This is a genomic window from Nitrosospira lacus (assembly GCF_000355765.4).
Lineage (GTDB): Bacteria > Pseudomonadota > Gammaproteobacteria > Burkholderiales > Nitrosomonadaceae > Nitrosospira > Nitrosospira lacus.
This window is the reverse complement of record NZ_CP021106.3, coordinates 3,046,056-3,064,139: the sequence shown is the minus strand read 5'-3', so window position 1 is coordinate 3,064,139 and position 18,084 is coordinate 3,046,056. Positions and strand designations below refer to the sequence as shown.

At 53.8% G+C, this 18,084-nt stretch carries 16 protein-coding genes; 5 read left to right on the top strand and 11 right to left on the bottom strand.

Going from position 1 to position 18,084, the window contains the following annotated elements:
- The first annotated feature begins 32 nt into the window (after window positions 1-32).
- Window positions 33-1,364, top strand: coding sequence for an OprO/OprP family phosphate-selective porin (locus EBAPG3_RS13990; RefSeq protein WP_051049078.1), 1,332 nt, complete (start codon window positions 33-35; stop codon window positions 1,362-1,364).
- Window positions 1,365-1,442: 78 nt separating this feature from the next.
- On the opposite strand, the gene EBAPG3_RS13985 is transcribed toward EBAPG3_RS13990, so the two are convergent.
- Window positions 1,443-1,775, bottom strand: coding sequence for a hypothetical protein (locus EBAPG3_RS13985; RefSeq protein WP_151898962.1), 333 nt, complete (start codon window positions 1,773-1,775; stop codon window positions 1,443-1,445).
- A gap of 360 nt (window positions 1,776-2,135) precedes the next feature.
- Here EBAPG3_RS13985 and EBAPG3_RS13980 point away from each other — a divergent pair, with 360 nt between their 5' ends.
- Complete coding sequence (locus EBAPG3_RS13980) at window positions 2,136-2,879, top strand: Mut7-C RNAse domain-containing protein (protein ID WP_004179798.1); 744 nt, start codon at window positions 2,136-2,138, stop codon at window positions 2,877-2,879.
- A 182-nt stretch (window positions 2,880-3,061) separates the two neighbouring features.
- Entirely contained in the window at window positions 3,062-4,189 is a 1,128-nt protein-coding gene (locus EBAPG3_RS13975; protein ID WP_004179796.1) for a GAF and HD-GYP domain-containing protein, read from the top strand.
- 125 nt (window positions 4,190-4,314) lie between these two features.
- Here EBAPG3_RS13975 and EBAPG3_RS13970 read toward each other — a convergent pair whose 3' ends face one another.
- Together EBAPG3_RS13970 and EBAPG3_RS13965 are read right to left on the bottom strand one after the other, a co-directional pair.
- Window positions 4,315-6,222, bottom strand: a complete 1,908-nt coding sequence (locus EBAPG3_RS13970; protein WP_004179794.1) for a M64 family metallopeptidase — start codon at window positions 6,220-6,222, stop codon at window positions 4,315-4,317.
- Entirely contained in the window at window positions 6,219-6,692 is a 474-nt protein-coding gene (locus EBAPG3_RS13965) for a hypothetical protein (protein ID WP_004179792.1), read from the bottom strand. Before EBAPG3_RS13965 ends, EBAPG3_RS13970 begins: the two co-directional genes overlap by 4 nt.
- A gap of 437 nt (window positions 6,693-7,129) precedes the next feature.
- On the opposite strand from EBAPG3_RS13965, the gene EBAPG3_RS13960 reads away from it, so the two are divergent.
- A complete protein-coding gene (locus tag EBAPG3_RS13960; protein ID WP_004179789.1) occupies window positions 7,130-7,417 on the top strand; it encodes an encapsulin-associated ferritin-like protein in 288 nt (95 codons plus the stop codon).
- A 67-nt stretch (window positions 7,418-7,484) separates the two neighbouring features.
- On the opposite strand, the gene EBAPG3_RS13955 is transcribed toward EBAPG3_RS13960, so the two are convergent.
- Window positions 7,485-7,835 (bottom strand): nuclear transport factor 2-like protein, encoded by a 351-nt coding sequence (locus EBAPG3_RS13955; protein ID WP_004179788.1) that lies wholly within the window; start codon window positions 7,833-7,835, stop codon window positions 7,485-7,487.
- Window positions 7,836-8,120: 285 nt separating this feature from the next.
- On the opposite strand from EBAPG3_RS13955, the gene EBAPG3_RS13950 reads away from it, so the two are divergent.
- Window positions 8,121-8,384, top strand: a complete 264-nt coding sequence (locus tag EBAPG3_RS13950; RefSeq protein ID WP_004179786.1) for a hypothetical protein — start codon at window positions 8,121-8,123, stop codon at window positions 8,382-8,384.
- 48 nt (window positions 8,385-8,432) lie between these two features.
- Here EBAPG3_RS13950 and EBAPG3_RS13945 read toward each other — a convergent pair whose 3' ends face one another.
- The 7 genes from EBAPG3_RS13945 to gyrA form a co-directional block, all read right to left on the bottom strand.
- Window positions 8,433-9,323, bottom strand: a complete 891-nt coding sequence (locus tag EBAPG3_RS13945) for a prephenate dehydrogenase (RefSeq protein ID WP_004179784.1) — start codon at window positions 9,321-9,323, stop codon at window positions 8,433-8,435.
- Between the two features lie 193 nt (window positions 9,324-9,516).
- On the bottom strand, window positions 9,517-10,533 hold the full coding sequence (gene aroF / locus EBAPG3_RS13940; protein WP_004179783.1) for a 3-deoxy-7-phosphoheptulonate synthase: 1,017 nt from the start codon (window positions 10,531-10,533) through the stop codon (window positions 9,517-9,519).
- The gene (gene hisC / locus EBAPG3_RS13935; RefSeq protein WP_004179781.1) at window positions 10,530-11,642 is read right to left on the bottom strand and encodes a histidinol-phosphate transaminase; all 1,113 of its coding nucleotides are present in this window, start codon (window positions 11,640-11,642) and stop codon (window positions 10,530-10,532) included. Before hisC ends, aroF begins: the two co-directional genes overlap by 4 nt.
- A 109-nt stretch (window positions 11,643-11,751) precedes the next feature.
- On the bottom strand, window positions 11,752-12,819 hold the full coding sequence (gene pheA / locus EBAPG3_RS13930) for a prephenate dehydratase (protein ID WP_004179779.1): 1,068 nt from the start codon (window positions 12,817-12,819) through the stop codon (window positions 11,752-11,754).
- 162 nt (window positions 12,820-12,981) lie between these two features.
- Window positions 12,982-14,181 carry a phosphoglycerate dehydrogenase gene (locus EBAPG3_RS13925; protein WP_004179775.1) on the bottom strand — a complete coding sequence of 400 codons (1,200 nt, stop codon included), beginning with the start codon at window positions 14,179-14,181 and terminating at the stop codon, window positions 12,982-12,984.
- Window positions 14,174-15,268 (bottom strand): 3-phosphoserine/phosphohydroxythreonine transaminase, encoded by a 1,095-nt coding sequence (gene serC / locus EBAPG3_RS13920; RefSeq protein WP_004179773.1) that lies wholly within the window; start codon window positions 15,266-15,268, stop codon window positions 14,174-14,176. Before serC ends, EBAPG3_RS13925 begins: the two co-directional genes overlap by 8 nt.
- A 10-nt stretch (window positions 15,269-15,278) precedes the next feature.
- Window positions 15,279-17,840 carry a DNA gyrase subunit A gene (gene gyrA / locus EBAPG3_RS13915; protein ID WP_004179771.1) on the bottom strand — a complete coding sequence of 854 codons (2,562 nt, stop codon included), beginning with the start codon at window positions 17,838-17,840 and terminating at the stop codon, window positions 15,279-15,281.
- Window positions 17,841-18,084: the final 244 nt, after the last annotated feature.

Sequence of the window (18,084 nt, the reverse complement as noted above, 5' to 3'; positions counted from 1 at the left end):
GGGAGGCAATACAATATTTTTAGAGTTTTGCGATGAAAGCATTCCAGCTACCGATGATGGCCAGTGTACTGGCTTGCACTCTGTATGCGATATCACCCTCAGCCTATGCGCAGGAAGATCTTCCAGAGGAACCACCGAGAAGCGGTAAAAAAAAGACTTCCCTGAAACCAAAAAAAAAGACTGGTTTCTTCTTTGAAAAATCAGGTTTTGGTCTGAGATCGGATGACGGGATAAATGAAGTTCGTATTGGTGGATTTGCACAGACGGGATGGAAATCACAAGGCGGCAGTAGGCAAGATTCCACAGTGGAGACTGATGCCCAACATCGGGCGTTGTTGACGATCGACGGAAAATTCGGAAAGGTTTACGGTTTCCGCATCGCACCGAGTTTTGCTAACACTGTCGGGATCTTAGATGCCTATGTTAATGCAAATTTTACAGAGTTTTTCAAAGTAAGTTTAGGTAAATTAAAGGTTCCATTCGGTCTGGAACGGATACAGTCCGCTACGGCCTTAGCCTTTAATGGCCGCGCATTTCCATCCGATCTGGTGCCAAACCGTGACATCGGCATACAGATCTTCGGCAACATGTCAGGCGGTGCAACTGAATATCAAATCGGCGCGTTTAACGGCGCGGTCGATAATGACGCGGCGTTACGTCATGGCGGTTTCGATATCAATAACAATGGGATAGATTTTGTTGGACGTATTTTTTCTCATCCATTCAGAAACGGCGGCCTGGACATACTTAAGGATTTTGGATTGGGTGTGGCATATAGTCAAGGCCTGCAGGAGAGCAACGAAACTGCTGGCAACGCTAACTTGCCAGCCTTTCACACTCCTGGACAGCACATTTTCGCGTCATACGTTGGGGGGGCTTTTGCGAATGGAGTTCGTGAACGGATCTCCCCGCAGTTCCATTATTACAATGGCCGTCTAGGTGTTATCGGCGAATACGTACTCTCCCGGCAGGAGATCACTCTTGGTACCGCTACCCACAAGGTTAACAACGATGCTTTTCAGATTCAGTCATCATGGTTCGTGACCAACGATAACGCTACTTTTCGCAGAATGACCCCAAGAAACCCGTTCAATTGGTCTGCCAAAACTTGGGGCGCAGTGGAACTGGTGGCACGTTACGCGGAATTGAATATCGATCACGATGCCTTTACCGCTGGTTTTTTTAATCCCAGTACTTCTGCCAGGAAGGCAAAGGATATCGGAGTGGGTATTAATTGGCATTTGAACCGTCACATCAAGCTACAATTAAATTATCATCACACCACTTTCGAACACGGGGCAGCGGACGGTGCCGATCGTCCCGATGAAAAAGTTCTGTTTTCACGGCTTCAAATCGCGTTCTAACTGGGGGGTATACTGACTTGCTACCCATAATTAGCTACACGGCCGGTTGATAGCGCAAAAATATAAAATTGCTGACGTTTAGAAATTGATATTGGAGCCGACTACCTCATATACCTTGCCGCTAAATTCGGTGGCGTCGTGAACAACATTTCCTTCCGCCTCATCGTGAATCTTTCCCGTTTTAGAGACGATGGCTCCAATCTTGTGTGCGTTTCTCCATAGGGCGCCACATATGGGATCGTTCCAGATACTTCTTTTTTGCGCGATATGCATCGCCAGCCCGCTTAGAAACTTATCATCGGCCCCGGCGAAGTAGCCACCTGCCGTGCATATTTTGTAATTCTTTTCAGCAGCCATACCGGAGCTTGAAAAGGCAACGAAAAACATAAGTGAAAACCACTTTATTTTCATGATGATTCCTTTTTAGTGTTTGAATAACCGGAGGGCGAGCCGATTTTCGATGGTTCGCCCGACGCCATATTAGAGCTGATCCAAGAAGGGTATAGTTCCAAGATATCAATATATTTTCGAAACTGTTGTACCCAGCGGCAAGAGGTTCATGCAGCCATTCGAGAAAGATGCCCGTATTTCCCCGAATGAATGCTCGCTGGACGGTTGCAGCATGCGCCTTTTGCTTCGAAATATGCAATACTTTTTCAATCCATCCTGTAGCGAACTCATTAAAGGATAAAGGTCCAGAGGAGAAAATAAATATTTTTGAATCATGGTATTAAAATTGAATATGAGCAATTAACCGCCGGATTTGGGTCAATGGTTACCGCTACATTCCGGTTCTATGAAGAACTGAACGATTTCCTTGCGCCCGAACGACGCAGGCAGGAGTTTGCTTGCCCTTGTTCAGAGTCAGCGACCACCAAGCATATGATCGAGGCGCTGGGCGTGCCTCATACGGAGGTCGAATTGGTGCTTGTCAATGGCGATTCTGCGGGCTTCGACCGGCTGTTGAATGATGGTGATCGCGTAGCTGTCTTTCCCAGATTCGAGATGCTCGACGTTGCCCCTCTGCTTCGTGTGCGCGATCGACCTTTGCGGATCACGCGTTTTCTCGCCGATGCGCATCTGGGTGGGCTTGCTCACCTGCTGCGCATGGCCGGTTTCGACACACTTTATGACAATAACTTTCAGGATGGCGAGATCGAGGTCATCGTTGAGCGTGACGAGCGCATCTTGCTCACGCGCGACAGGGAATTGCTCAAGCGCCGTTCAATCAAGCGCGGCTGTTATATACGTGCATTGAAATCGGCACAGCAACTATATGAAATATTTGATCGGCTGGATCTGGCGCGCAGCGCGCGGCCATTTACATTATGCCTGGCATGCAACGCACCATTGCGCGCCATTGCCAAGGCGGAAGTGCTGATGCGCCTTCCGCCCGCGGTACGTGACCGCTTTGATCATTTCAGTACCTGCGATGTCTGCCAGCGCGTATTCTGGGAAGGTTCGCACTGGCGGCGGATGCGCACGCTATTGGATGGGATTATGCCGTCAAGCTAATCCTCCGGAGACATGCGAACGGTCTGGGCCACCTCCTGCCCGGCAAATCAGCACCTGGGGCTGCTTAGTCCGGATAGCATGCGCAATGGGATGCCCAAGGGCGCGAAAAGCGCTTCATTGTTCCCTGCACGATATCCGTTGTGTGCTACGATTACTTGATAACGAACCTGAACGCATACGCCATGCCCAATGATCACGATACCCTGGATGCTCTCAATCGTTACGCGCCGCTTTCGGAAAAACTGAAGAGCTTGCATGACGCGCTGAGCAGGCGCTTCGATTTCATCGACCGTGTGTCGGTGGCGATCTATGATCCCAAGACGGACGAACTCAAGACCTTCATCCACAGCAGCGGCGGAGACCATCCCCTCGTTCAATATCAGGCCAAACTGAGCGAAGCCGGCTCGCTGCAGGAGATACTGAAAAGCGGCAAACCGCGTATCGTGAATGACCTGGCTATATTTGCTGAAGGCTTGCATGAACATACCCGGCGTATCGCAGAGCAAGGCTATGGTGCGAGCTATACCATGCCCATGTACCTCAATGGCGAATTCTTCGGGTTTGTGTTTTTCAATTCATATCGCAAGAATGTTTTTGACGAAGAAGCGCTGCACTTCCTCGACGTTTTTGCCCATCTGGTTTCGCTGGTCGTGATTGGCGAATTCACTTCGATACGCACCTTGATTTCCACCGTCCATACCGCACGCGATTTCGCCAACCTCCGCGATACGGAAACCGGCGCGCACCTTGACCGCATGTCCCGCTATGCCAGAATTGTGGCGAAAGAACTGGCGCCAAAATATGGATTCGATGACGAATATGTCGAGCATGTGTTCTTATTCTCGCCTCTGCATGATATCGGGAAAATCGGCATCCCCGACAGCGTCCTGCTCAAGACCGGCTTGCTTGACACGAGCGAGCGGGAGATCATGAGAACGCATCCTCAAAAGGGCCGCCAGATCATTGACACCATGCTGCTGGATTTCGGGCTGGAATCATTCGAATATCTCAATATTCTGCGCAACATTGCTGAATACCACCACGAAACCCTGGATGGCAGCGGTTATCCCTATGGTCTGCGTGGCGATGAGATTCCCATGGAATCGCGCATCGTTGCGGTGGCCGATGTATTCGATGCGCTTACCAGCCACCGTCCCTATAAGGAGGCATGGAGCATCGACGATGCTTTCCAGGAATTGCGGAAGCTCGCCGGCAGTAAGCTCGATGCGGATTGCGTCGAGGCGCTCATCAAGAACCGGGCGCAGTTGGAAGAGATCCGGGATCGTTTCCAGGAAGATTCCTACGGTTGAGCCGCTCCTTGGCAATTTTCCGGGTTTGAGTCCTGCAACGCCATCATCCTTCGCACAGCGCCAAGATACAAACCGCAGCCATCATTGATCGATGGCTGCTGGTTAAAAGGTCCATTCAGTGACAGCTATGTAACGCCGAGCGCAAACCATCCCGCCCAACCGCTTGAGGCATCCCACCAAGTTGAATAGACAATGCCATCGCTTCCAACTGTGAAAAGATCAATGTGCTCGGTCACACGCGAGATTGCGGCGACTTGCCCGCCGGGTTTGCCCACGCCGCCCGAAACATTGAACCATGACGCCCAGCCGGTTGTGTCATGCCACCAGGTGCTGTAGATGCGATTATCGGTTCCGATCACGAACAAATCGAGATGATTCGAATAACGGGCGATCGCGGTCACCGGCGATCCCGCCGAGGCGACCCCCCCTGAAACCTGGAACCATGAACCCCAGCCGGTGCGGGCGTTCCACCAGGTAGACACGATCCTGCCATCTGACGCCGTAGTGAAAAGATCGAGCTGATCAGGAAAGCGGGCCACAACATTGACCGTTGAATCCGGCCGGCAGGTTTGATTGCCCACCAAAAACCAGCTGGACCAGCCGGAGCGCTCATCCCACCAGCAACTGTAGACACGGTTATCGGTTCCAATAGTGAATACGTCAAGGTGGAATGGATAACGCGCGATTGCCGTCACGGTCGCACCCGCGGCCGCCACGCCGCCTGAAATCTGGAACCAGGAGCCCCAGCCGGACCGGGCATCCCACCATGTCGACATGGTTCTTCCATCAGATGCCGTGGTAAAGATGTCGAGATGATCGCTATAGCGCGATACGACATTGACTGTCGAGCCAGACCGGCAAACCAGGCTGCCGATGGTGAACCAGCCCGACCAGCCGCTCGCCTGATCCCACCAGCAACTATAGACGCGGTTATCGGTGCCGACGGTGAATAAATCGAGATGGCCTGCATAACGGGCAATGGCGGTAACTGGAGACCCCGTGCCACCGGGCGATGCGATGCCACCGCTGACCTGGAACCAGCCCGCCCAACCGCTGGAGGCATCCCACCAGTTACTCATGGTGCGGCCGTCGGATGCGACGCCGAATACATCCAGATGCTCCGGAAACCTCGCGACCACATTGATCGGTGTTCGATTGCGTGCAGGCAGCGTGGCGAGCGGGCTGATCCTGTTCCAGATCACCTGACGGCAAATGCGACAAAATGGCACGCCGAGATTGCGCATCTTGCAATCGAATTCCGGCCGATAGCCGCCGCAGTGATAATAGTGGGCGCCCTCAAACAGGCCGACCGTACCTGCCGGCACCGGACTGGGGCGGCTATCCACCGTCGCGCAGTCCGGGTTCGACATCGTCGGGATCGCGGTGGTGGCTGCGACCGCCCAGTTCCATTTCAGCGTGGCGCGGTTGTTGTTGGTGGTAACGTTGGGTTCTCCGGGTTCGCCCGCTGGATGGTGATCGTGCCCGGTTTCGCTGCCACCTGCCCAATAGGGATATTCATCAGCCAAGCCAAAAGCGGTGTGCCCCATCTCATGAATAGCGATCTCGGTTGCACCCCCAGCAAGTGAATATGTGCCGACCGATCCGCCGCTTCCGCCATACACGGTAGAGTTCACCACCACGATCGCCACCGTGAATTCTGGAATCTGCGCCGCGGCGACTTGCAGCACTGTCGTGTTGTTGCAGGTGAGAAGCCGGCGTATGCCACTCGTGCCGAACGTACTATCGAAGTATGTTCGCGCGGTAGCGCCGGTGCCGCCCGCGCTGGCCGGGTCATCCGCACCTGAATCAGTGGATGAGACGTTAATGCGGAATATGTTGATGGCCGGCTTCAGCTTGTCGAACGGTGGCGTGGACGTAAAGGCGGTAACGAAGGCGGAACAGGCGTTGTTGAAGTCGTTTTGCTGTGTTCCGGTAAAACCATCCGCCAGCATTACCACATTGAAGGCCCGGCTGCGCGGAGCTGATCCAAAGAGTTGGGTGTTACCCAATACGGAGCCGTCGGAAGTACTCATCGCACACCTCCATCATTCCCTGGTTGGATTCTCGCGGCAAGCGGAAAGTCTGCCATGTCCGTTGCCACCGGCTGCGGTGCGCGCAAATCTCTGGCACCGGGTGCCTGCGCACTGGGCGCGACCTTGACCAGAGTAAAGTGATCGGCGTTATCGGCGATTGGGAGGACAACGGTGAATGCGCCCTTGGGCGTGGGGATATCCACGCGCGTGATCGGTTCTCCGGCTCGCTCGGGGAATACCTCTGCGCTTGTGCTAAACGCCCCGCGTGCTTTTACGCGTGCAAGAGTCTTACCGGTCGCATCGCGTGTATCGATATAATGGGCTGATGGATCGAGCCCCGATATATCTGAATCAGCGACGGCCATTTCCACAGGCTGTTGACTGATCAGCCGGACTACTTCACCCTCATATTCAAAGATGAGACGAACGGCCTTCGTCGGCTGTAACTGCACATCGTTATTGTCCGGCATGGCAAAGCTCCTTGCATAAGTTACTTACATAGTGTCGATTCACGGTTTGCTCCTCCTGATGAATTCTCAAGTATCATATAGGAATAGAACAATAACCACGTCCAGGCCTATTGAACTTCTATGCGGTCGCACCATTCCATTCGTTGGCCTTGTCCTGCATCCAGCAAACCGTGCGCTCCATCCCGTCCCACTGCCGGATTTAGATTGATAATCTCATGGACTTAGTCATCCGGGCCGAAGAATCATCAATAGCTCCCAATTATGAAAAATAGTATATGGAGGGAATAAATCAAGATTTCCTGACTTTGTATTTTGCGGGATGCTGTATTACATTTACATCGATGAAGCCGGCTTCAAGCTGGTTTAATAACTTGTTTGCTTGCGCGATCAAAAAAATTCATCATCGTATTTATTAACTGACGAAGAAGGAGCAATCAATGTCAAGTGTCGGATACCACGAACCCATTGAGGAGCTGTCCGATGAAACAAGGGACATGCACAGGGCAATCGTTTCGTTGATGGAAGAACTGGAAGCTGTGGATTGGTACAATCAGCGTGTGGATGCGTGCAAGGATGAGGAACTCAAAGCAATCCTTGCGCACAATCGAGATGAGGAGAAGGAACATGCTTCCATGGTGCTGGAGTGGATTCGACGGAGGGATTCTGTCTTTTCCACTCAATTGAAAAACTTCCTGTTCACCGACAAACCCATCACGCATAAGTAGGCGTTGCTGATCGGGTTCACCCATGCGAGCCCGATGGCTCTATAAGTAACGAGCCATCCCCCGAGGCTCAATACATTGCGTAGAACCGGTCACTGATGATCTTTCCATCTTTCCAGTGCTGAACAGCTACCTGGTCAAATTTTTTGTGCCCGAAGTCCTTATGTTTGTATTCATAATGCCACTCGGTCATCGTGACGTCATCGCCCACCGCGGTGGCCTTGATCTCTGACTTGAGCCATGCTTCAACCCCTTTAAAAATCTCCGACTCCCGCTCTTTGGCTTTTTGAAGCCCTGTCGCCACCACATCATTCTTTTCCATTACCACGCAATCTGGATGGTAGTACTTGTCCATGGATTCCAGGATTTCGCCCTTCAGAATCATGTCGTTCAAGTCATCCAGCTTCTCTTTCAAATTCATGGTTTCCTCCTTCCTGATTGGATTGTGATTTGCGCCTGACCTGATGAGCCATGGGCCAACCCATGACAACGGGTCGCCCATGGATGGTAATGATAGCTTGTCCCGTGAATTTTGTACCCGTTATGCGCCCGTTAATGGATAGTTCATGACAGTGGATGTACTAAAGTCCAATTGTTTTCATTGTCCAGGTTGATACGATACCAACATGACCCAATGCAAGATGATTAGAAGTTTCTATTCCACGGGTGTTTGCGCTGATTGTCGAATCGCTATTTATTGTGAGCCATGAAAAAGAATACCGAAACCCAACGACGCCATAAAGCCTATCTTCGTGCCAAAAACGCCCTGCGCGACCAGCATCAGGATGATTATACTTTCATGCTTGAGCGTCACGCGCAGGAGCTTGATACGTTATGGGCAGACTATAATCTTGCCGTGAAGAAGCTGGCAGACGCACATAACAAGGCCATCAAGTCGAAAATCGTGCCAATGAATAAAGGCCGGGTATTAAGCGTCGAGCCAGAAGAACAGGCCGTTTATTCAACCTGAAATCCGGTGATTTCCACTTGTGCGGTTAGACGGTTGCCGGATTCGAGTTCAGGATCTGTTCTCAAGCCATCGTTGCCGCGCTTCGCGCGCGCTGGCAAAAACGCGTTCCAGCGCTTTGCTATCGTCGCGCGCCAGCATCTCACGCAAAGCCGTCAGCTGCTTCTGATAGGCATCGATTTGCCTGGATAGCGCTTCGCGGTTGGCAAGGCATATGTCGCGCCACATTTCCGGGGAACTACCGGCAATGCGGGTAAAATCACGGAACCCGCTGCCAGCGAAATGAAGTGGATCGTCCGGGCCCAGCGGCTCGCTCGAATCATGCCCGGTGCTGGATGAAACATGGTTCATTAACAGGAATGCCAGCACATGGGGAAGATGGCTAACGGCGGCGAGGATTTTATCGTGCCGGGCAGCACTCATTTGCGAAACATGTGCGCCGCAAGCCTGCCATAATTCCGTCACCCGTTTCACCGCTTCGGCGCTGGTTTCATCCAGCGGAGTCAACACCAGATTCTTGCCTTGGTACAAACCGGCATCGGCTGCACTCGCTCCACTCAGTTCAGCTCCCGCGACCGGGTGGGCGGGCACGAAATTTTTCAGATGCCCAGCCAGATGAGAGCGTGCCGCAGTGACGACATCCTGCTTGGTGCTGCCTGCGTCGGTCACGATGGTGCCGGGTTCAAGGTATGGGGAAATTTGCGCCATAATGCCGCCGAGCTGTCCAACCGGCGTGGCGAGCAGCACTACATCCGCATGTTTCAACGCTGATGGAAGGTCAGCGCTGATTTCGTCGATCGCCCCCCGCTTGAGAGCGCGTTGCATATTTTCCCGGCTGCGGCCCACACCGACGATATGCTTAACCTTGCCCGCCTTGCGTAGCGCCAGCGCAAATGAGCCACCGATCAGGCCGACGCCGATAATCACCAGCTTATTGATCATGACGTTCGGCATAATGGGGGCCGATTATTCTCCGCGATTGACTGCCAAGGAATTTCTCTTCTCTAGATCCGGTTAACAAATAGCACCCGCGTCATACCGGTGGAAGCCGGTTCCCAACGGTACTCAAAATGTTTGGGCCGGATTCCGGCTCAAGCCCGGGATGACGAAATTCATGGTATCTCCCTGCTTATTACTACAGGCTACGTCCAATGACACCTGCGATTCCTCTCAGTGACCCCATGAGAGATTCGAATTCTTGCGGATTCAATGCCTGGTCGGCGTCGCACCAGGCATCGCATGGGTTTGGATGCATTTCCACCAACAGGCCATCGGCACCGGCGGCAATTGCCGCGCGCGCCAGTGCGGGAACCATCCAGGCCTTGCCTCCGGCATGGGAAGGATCAATGATAACCGGTAAATGGGTTTCCTTTTTCAGCACCGGGATGCAAGTCACATCCAGGACGTTACGGTAGGCCGTTTCGAAGGTGCGGATGCCGCGTTCGCAGAAAATGATGTTGTGATTGCCGCCCGCGGCAATGTATTCCGCCGCCATGAGCCACTCGGAAATCGTCGCCGACATGCCGCGCTTGAGTATCACCGGCTTGTTGATGCGCCCCACTTCCTTCAGCAGTTCGAAGTTCTGCATGCTGCGGGTGCCGATCTGGATCACGTCCACATCGTACTTGAGAAAAGTATCGAGCATACGCGCATCCATCAGTTCGGTGACGATGCGCAGATTGTATTTATCCGCCGCATTACGGAACATTTTCAGCCCTTCTTCGCCATTACCCTGAAAGGTGTACGGGCTGGTGCGCGGCTTGAAGGCGCCGCCACGCATCAGCTGGCAGCCCGCCGTATAGACGTGTTCCGCCGATGCGTCCATTTGCTCTTGCGTTTCAACCGAGCACGGGCCGCCGATGACCTGCACCTTATTGCCACCAATGGGTATCCCACCTACATCGATTACCGAGTCGTGCTTGTGCGATTCGCGCGACACGATCTTGTACTGCTTGACGATGTGCATGGAATATTCGACCCCGCTCAAGGAATCGAACATTTCCGGATCGAGTTTGCGCTCGTCGCCGATTGCGCCGATCACGGTGCGTTCGGTACCACGCGAAACGTTCGCATCAAGACCGAAGCTTCGAATTTTATTGACCACCGAATCGATTTGTTCGTCGGTGGCGCCACTGTTCATAATGATGATCAAGCTGATTCTCCGATTGCTATCTCAAGTGATTTCAGGAATTTCTGGTTTTCCGATTCGAGGCCCACGGTGACTCGAAGGTGCTCCGGCATTTCGTAGATACCGATGGGACGCACAATGACACCCTGTCTCAGAAGGCTTTCGTTTATTGCCCGGACATCATGCTGCGACAGCCGGAAGCTCAGAAAATTTCCGTAGGATGGAATGTACTCGATGCCGAGTTGCCGCAGTCCGGTCGTGATTTGCAGCATCCCCGCCTGGTTGAGCGCATAAGTGCGTTTCACAAACTCCACGTCTTCCAGCGCGGCCACCGCGCCTGCCAGGGCAACGCTGTTGACGTTGAATGGCTGGCGCACGCGATTCATCAAGCCGCTCACATCCGGATGAGCCAGTCCGAAACCCACGCGTATGCCCGCCATGCCATATGCCTTGGAGAAAGTGCGGGTAATGAGCAGATTGGGGAAGCGTTTCAGCCACGCAATGCTATCAGCCTTGATGGTGCCGGGCAAATATTCGTTGTAGGCTTCATCCAGCACTACCAGCACGTCTGACGATACCCGTTCCAGAAAACGCAATAGCGCTGAAGCGGCCAGTAACGTACCGGTGGGATTATTAGGATTGGCGATAAACACGATGCGTGTCTCGGGCGTGACCGCATCCAGCATGGCGTCGAGGTCATGACCGTATTTTATGGCGCGAACCGCTATGCCGCTTGCACCGACCGCCTGCGTCACCAGCGGATAGACCGCAAAGGCATGTTGCGAATAAACCGCGGATGCCCCCGGTTTCAGGAATACCCGGGCCGCCAGCTCCAGAACATCATTGGAGCCGTTCCCCAGCACAATCTGACTGCTGGTCACCCCATAACGTTTTGAGAGCGCCGCTTTCAATTCGAAACCGCTGCCATCCGGATAAAGCGCCACCTCATTCAGCGCCCTGGTCATTGCCTCCAGAGCCAGGGGACTAGTTCCCAGGGGGTTTTCATTGGACGCAAGCTTGATGATTGTGCGTTCATCCATGCCCATTTCCCGCGCCAACTCAGAAATTGGCTTACCCGGTTGATAGGGGCTGATGGCGCGGATATATTCCGGAGCAAGATCGCTGAGATTCATAAGTCAGATCCGTGAATTGCAGAAGTACATGCAAAAAATTTAAGATAATTTGAGATGGAACCGCTATCGGATTCCTGCCCGGATAAAGAGCAATATTTGAAACACGCGATCACCCCGCAGGGTACGAGCCGAGTATTTTCAGGAATGCGGCCCTCTCCCGGAGCTCTTGCAACGCTTTTGCGATTGTTGCGTCTTGCTGGTGGCCTTCAATATCCACAAAGAATACGTACTCCCATAAACTGGCGCGGGAAGGCCGGGATTCCAGGCGGCTCATGCTGACGCCATGCATGGCCAATGGAGCCAGCAATTCGTGTATTGCGCCGGGACGGTTTTTGACCGACATGACCAGCGATGTTTTATCCTTGCCGGAGGCGGCGACTTCCTGGGTGCCGATTACCAGAAAGCGTGTCGTGTTGTTGGGATCGTCCTCGATGTTTTCAGCACAGATGGTTAATCCGAACACTTCCCCGGCTTTTTTGCCTGCTACCGCCGCGGCGGTTTCATCCTCGGCGGCGAGTCTTGCCGCGTCCGCGTTGCTTGCGGCATTGATCCGCGCCGTTTCCGGCAAATGGGGCAGATTGGCGTTAAGCCATTCATGACATTGAGAGAATGACTGGGGGTGCGAGTAAATCTTTTTTACGCGCGTGAGATCGGTTTGCAGCGCGAGCAGATGCTGATGTATCGGCAGTTTTACCTCACCACACACTTTTAATGGGGTATGCAGCAGCAGGTCCAGCGATCTGCCCACCGCGCCTTCGGTGGAATTTTCCACCGGCACAACCCCATACCCTGCCGTTCCCGCCTCCACCTTGCGGAATACGTCATCTATCGAATTGCATGCCAGCGTCGTTACCACACCGCCGAAGCGCTTCAACGCCGCTTCTTCAGAAAAAGTCCCCTGCGGGCCGAGGTATGCAATAGTCATGGGTTCTTCCAGGGACCGGCATAGCGACATGATCTCAGTGAACAATCGCACAATATGCTCATTCGCCAGCGGTCCCGGATTCAATGCGCACAGCCGTGTCAACACCTGGGCTTCGCGCTCGGGGCGATATGCCATGCCATTCTTGATTTGCCCGATTTCCCGCGCAAGCCCGGCGCGCGCGTTCATCAATTTGAGCAGCTCGCTGTCAATCGCATCAATCCTGTCGCGCAGCTGTTTGAGTTGGCCGGTCATCAATCTATTTATCCAGCGAGGAGATATTATGAATTTTCGCCATTTCGGGCTCCACCCGCAATCCAGCCGAAACACTTTGGGCCCCGTTGGATACGGGCTTTCGCTGACATGACGCTTGAACCATTTGCCCGCCGGATCAATAAATTCCGTGTTTTCATCCTGCTATTCGGCCAATACCGGCAAATAGCGCACCATTAACACACCCTGGATTGCCGCAATCTCATCTATGGTTTTTTGCGGTACCGGGCTATCCACATCAACCAGGGTATAGGCCATTTCACCGCGTGATTTATTGCCCATGTTGTGAATATTGAGACCGGCCCGGGCCATGCTGGTGGAGATCTGCCCCACCATATTGGGCACGTTGGAATTGGCCACGGCCAGCCTGTAAGGAGATCCGCGCTCCATTGTGATATTGGGGAAATTGACCGCGTTGGTGATGTTGCCGTTTTCCAGGTAATCCATCGTCTGTTTCACGACCATCACCGCGCAATTCTCCTCCGCTTCCAGCGTGGAAGCGCCCAGATGCGGCAGCGTAATGACGCCCGGATGACCCTGAAATCTTTCGCTGGGAAAGTCGCAAACATAATATTTGATTTTGCCGGACTCGATTCCAGTGAGCACCGCATCCTCGTCGATGATTCCGTCGCGGGAGAAATTGAGCAGAATCGTACCCTTCTTCATGCTTTGCACGACTTCCTGACTGATCAGGCCCCGCGTCGCATCCAGCAAAGGCACATGCAAGGTTATGAAATCGCTGTGGCGCAGGAGGTCTTGGATGCTTTGCGCGCGCTTGACGTCTGAAGACAGGTTCCAGGCGGCATCCACGGTGATATTCGGGTCATGGCCCATCACTTTCATGCCGAGCCCAAGGGCCGCATCGGCCACCAGCCGTCCTATCGCGCCCAAGCCAATGATGCCCAGCGTGCGCCCCGGCAACTCTATCCCGGCGAATTGCTTCTTGCCGTCTTCCGCCAGTTTGTGCAGGGTAGCGTTGTCACCCTGCAAACTCTCGGTAAAGTGAATCGCCGGAATCAGATTGCGCGACGCGATCAGCAGGCCCGCCAGCACCAGTTCCTTTACCGCATTGGCGTTTGCGCCGGGTGCGTTGAACACCGGCACGCCACGCAGATTCATGGCCTTCACGGGAACGTTATTCGTGCCCGCGCCTGCCCGGCCTATGGCTTTTACGCTGGAGGGGATATCCATTTGCAGCATGTTGTGCGAACGTACCAGGATCGCATCCGGTTTGGTTGCATCGTGACCCACCACGTAGTGACTGGCGGCAAAATGCTTCAGGCCCAGCGGCGAGATCTGGTTAAGCGTCAGTATCTGGAAAACCTTATGTGCGCGTTCAGGCATGATTGCTCGCAAATTCCTTCATGAACTCCACCAGAACCGCCACCCCTTCGAGCGGCATGGCGTTATATATCGATGCACGCATTCCCCCCACAGAGCGATGCCCCTTCAACTGGATCAGCCCCCGTGACTTGGCCTGTTTCAAAAATGCATCATCCAGCGCGGAATCTTTCAACGTGAAAGGTACGTTCATGCGCGAGCGATCGGATCTGGCGACGGGACAGTGATAAAAATCGGTGGTATCGAGCATGTCATACAGCAGCTTGGCCTTGGCGATGTTGATCTGCTCCATTGCCGCCAATCCGCCTTTTTTCTTCAACCACTCCAGCACCAGCCCGGCAATATACATGGGGTAGGTGGGTGGGGTGTTATACATGGAATCATTATCCGCGTGGATCTTGTAGTCAAACATGGTGGGAGTGCCGGCCAGGGTTGTACCCAGCAAATCTTCGCGCACAATGACGACAGTCAATCCCGCAGGGCCGAAATTTTTCTGCGCGCCGGCATAAATCAATCCGAAGCGGGTAATGTCCAGCGGGCGCGACATGAAGGTGGAGGAAATATCCGCAACCAGCGGCACCTCGGCATTCAGATGCGTCAAATCCGGAATCCAGTTGAACTCCACTCCGCCGATGGTCTCATTGGGCGTGTAATGCAGATAAGCGGCGTCCGGATCGATATTCCACGTGTCTTGTGGCGGCACGCACGTGAAATTCGCATCCTCGGATGAGGCCGCGATATTGACAATGCAGTATCGCTTCGCTTCCTTGATGGCTTTCTTGGACCATTCGCCGGTATTGACATAACTGGCGCTTTTTTTGCCGCGCAGCAGGTTCATGGGCACCATGGCAAACTGACTGGAAGCGCCGCCAGACAGGAAAAGCACCTTGTAGTTGCCGGGGATGCCGATCAATTCGCGCAGATCCGCTTCAACTTTCGCGGCAATGGACATGAATTCCTTGCCGCGGTGGCTCATCTCCAATACCGACATGCCGCTGCCATGCCAATCGAGCATTTCGTCACGCGCCTGCTGCAGAACCTCCACCGGCAATACCGCAGGGCCCGCGCTGAAGTTAAATATATGTTCCATCAAACTTCCTTTATAGGATTACCCCGTTATCCTCATCAGTCTCAACCACCCTCTCCAGTCCGGCCAGTTTCTCCCCGTCATCGAGGTTGATCAGTGTCACTCCCTGGGTGGCACGGCTCATTTCGCGAACTTCCTTGACGCGCGTGCGGATCAGCACGCCGCCGGTGGTGATCAGCATGATTTCGTCATCCTGCCTTACCAGTCTTGCCGCCACAACCTTGCCATTACGCTGGCTGGTCTTGATCGCAATCATGCCCTGGCTGCCACGGCCATGGCGGGTATATTCGCTTATCGGCGTGCGTTTGCCATAGCCATTTTCCGTTGCGGTCAGGACTGCCTGCTCTTCACTTTCGGCGACCAGCAGGGAGATAACTTTCTGTCCCTTGCCCAGTTTCATCCCGCGCACGCCACGTGCGCCGCGCCCCATTGCGCGCACGTCATTCTCATCGAAACGCACCGCTTTCCCGCCATCTGAAAACAGCATGACATCATGCTTGCCTTCAGTCAGCGCAACACCGATCAGATAATCGTCCTCATCCAGGCCGACCGCGATGATGCCGCTGGCGCGAGGACGGGAGAATTCCGACAATGGCGTTTTCTTCACCGTGCCGAAGGAGGTCGCCATGAATATATAGCGATTCTCGTCGAACTCCTTTACCGGAAGGATAGCATTGATTTTCTCGCCTTCCTCCAGTTGCACCAGATTGACGATGGGCTTGCCGCGCGACGCGCGTCCGCCCTGCGGCACCGCGTAAACCTTGATCCAGTACACTCGTCCGCGGCTGGAAAAGCACAGGATATAATCGTGAGTGTTGGCGATGAACAGATTGTCGATGAAGTCGTCTTCTTTGGTGCCGGTTGCCTGTTTTCCACGCCCCCCGCGTTTTTGCGCGCGGTAGTCATCGAGCGGTTGCGACTTGATGTAGCCGCTATGCGACAGCGTCACGACCACGTCCGCCGATGCGATCAGGTCTTCCATACTCAAATCCTGAGTATTGATGACGATTTCACTGCGGCGCTTGTCACCAAACTGTTGCTTCATGGCAACAAGCTCTTCGGTGATGATGGCCGTGATACGTTCAGGCTTGGAGAGAATGTCGAGGAAATCAGCGATCCGCTCCATGACCTCCTTGTACTCATTGACGATCTTGTCCTGCTCCAGCCCCGTCAGACGTTGCAGGCGCAGCTCCAGTATTGCTTGCGCCTGAGCGTCGGAGAGGCGATATCCATCCCTGGATAAGCCGAATTCAGGCGCCAGGCCATCGGGACGGAACGCCTTCGTGTCAACCGAGGCACGGGCGAGCATTTCCTCAACCAATCCGGAACGCCAAAGTTTCGACATCAATGCTTCTTTCGCCACCGCAGGAGTCGGGGCAGCCTTGATCAGCGCGATCACCTCATCCACGTTGGAGAGTGCCACCGCCAGGCCTTCCAGCAGATGGCCGCGTTCACGTGCCTTCTTCAATTCAAACACCGTGCGTCTTGTCACCACCTCGCGGCGATGGCGCAAGAACGCATCCAGCATCTGCTTCAGATTCAGCAGCCTGGGCTGCCCATCCAGCAAGGCCACCATGTTCATGCCGAAAGTGTCCTGCATTTGTGTTTCTTTATACAGGTTGTTCAGCACCACTTCAGGCACTTCTCCGCGACGGAGCTCGATTACCACGCGCATGCCGGATTTATCCGATTCGTCACGCAGATCGGAAATACCTTCGATTTTCTTGTCGCGCACCAGTTCGCCGATACGGATCAGCAAATTGGCCTTGTTCACCTGATACGGCAACTCATCAATGATGATGCTCTGGCGGCTGCCCTTTTCCATGTCCTCGAAGTGAGTGCGCGCGCGCATCACGACCCGGCCGCGCCCCGTTTGGTAACCTTCTCTCACGCCGGCGACGCCGTAGATGATGCCGGCGGTTGGAAAATCGGGCGCTGGTATGATCTCGATCAATTCTTCGATGGTGGTTTCAGGGTTTTTCAGCAGGGCGAGGCAAGCTTCCACCACTTCGTTCAGATTATGTGGCGGAATGTTGGTCGCCATGCCTACCGCGATGCCGGAAGAGCCGTTAATGAGCAGATTGGGAATTTTCGCGGGCAGAATCAGTGGCTCTTTTTCCGAGCCGTCGTAATTCGGACCGAAATCCACTGTTTCCTTGTCGAGATCCGCCAGTAGTTCATGGGCGATGCGCGACATGCGGATTTCGGTATAGCGCATGGCTGCCGCGTTATCGCCATCCACCGAACCGAAGTTGCCCTGGCCGTCGACCAGCATGTAGCGCAGCGAAAAATTCTGCGCCATGCGCACGATCGTGTCATACACGGCGGTATCGCCATGAGGATGATACTTGCCGATCACGTCGCCGACGATACGCGCGGATTTCTTATATGGGCGGTTCCAGTCATTGGAGAGTTCGTGCATGGCGAATAGTACCCGCCGGTGCACGGGTTTCAAGCCATCGCGCACGTCCGGCAATGCCCGCCCCACGATCACGCTCATGGCGTAATCGAGGTAAGAGCGGCGCATCTCCTCTTCGAGGCTGATTGGCAGGGTTTCTTTCGCGAATTGATCCATTATTATTTCTCTATCAGAGACAATGAGTTATGATACGAATTTTGCCTCGGATACTATTGCATAAAACCGATGATTTTAGCATGTCCCCCGTATTTAAGTCACTGGGGTATTCGACTATTCATGCCGTCTGCAACAACATGATTTGACAAGGGCAGATATATAACTAGATAATTGAATCGCGAATGTGCAATAATCTGTCATTGTCAAGTGGATGGCTTTGTTTGTATTTGCATGAGTCAGGGAT

Excerpts from the sequence above, each read along its gene's own strand:
- EBAPG3_RS13990 (WP_051049078.1), top strand. The coding sequence starts at position 33 with ATGAAAGCATTCCAGCTACCGATGATGGCCAGTGTACTGGCTTGCACT.
- EBAPG3_RS13985 (WP_151898962.1), bottom strand. The coding sequence starts at position 1,775 with ATGAAAATAAAGTGGTTTTCACTTATGTTTTTCGTTGCCTTTTCAAGC.
- EBAPG3_RS13980 (WP_004179798.1), top strand. The coding sequence starts at position 2,136 with ATGGTTACCGCTACATTCCGGTTCTATGAAGAACTGAACGATTTCCTT.
- EBAPG3_RS13975 (WP_004179796.1), top strand. The coding sequence starts at position 3,062 with ATGCCCAATGATCACGATACCCTGGATGCTCTCAATCGTTACGCGCCG.
- EBAPG3_RS13970 (WP_004179794.1), bottom strand. The coding sequence starts at position 6,222 with ATGAGTACTTCCGACGGCTCCGTATTGGGTAACACCCAACTCTTTGGA.
- EBAPG3_RS13965 (WP_004179792.1), bottom strand. The coding sequence starts at position 6,692 with ATGCCGGACAATAACGATGTGCAGTTACAGCCGACGAAGGCCGTTCGT.
- EBAPG3_RS13960 (WP_004179789.1), top strand. The coding sequence starts at position 7,130 with ATGTCAAGTGTCGGATACCACGAACCCATTGAGGAGCTGTCCGATGAA.
- EBAPG3_RS13955 (WP_004179788.1), bottom strand. The coding sequence starts at position 7,835 with ATGAATTTGAAAGAGAAGCTGGATGACTTGAACGACATGATTCTGAAG.
- EBAPG3_RS13950 (WP_004179786.1), top strand. The coding sequence starts at position 8,121 with ATGAAAAAGAATACCGAAACCCAACGACGCCATAAAGCCTATCTTCGT.
- EBAPG3_RS13945 (WP_004179784.1), bottom strand. The coding sequence starts at position 9,323 with ATGATCAATAAGCTGGTGATTATCGGCGTCGGCCTGATCGGTGGCTCA.
- hisC (WP_004179781.1), bottom strand. The coding sequence starts at position 11,642 with ATGAATCTCAGCGATCTTGCTCCGGAATATATCCGCGCCATCAGCCCC.
- pheA (WP_004179779.1), bottom strand. The coding sequence starts at position 12,819 with ATGACCGGCCAACTCAAACAGCTGCGCGACAGGATTGATGCGATTGAC.
- EBAPG3_RS13925 (WP_004179775.1), bottom strand. The coding sequence starts at position 14,181 with ATGCCTGAACGCGCACATAAGGTTTTCCAGATACTGACGCTTAACCAG.
- serC (WP_004179773.1), bottom strand. The coding sequence starts at position 15,268 with ATGGAACATATATTTAACTTCAGCGCGGGCCCTGCGGTATTGCCGGTG.
- gyrA (WP_004179771.1), bottom strand. The coding sequence starts at position 17,840 with ATGGATCAATTCGCGAAAGAAACCCTGCCAATCAGCCTCGAAGAGGAG.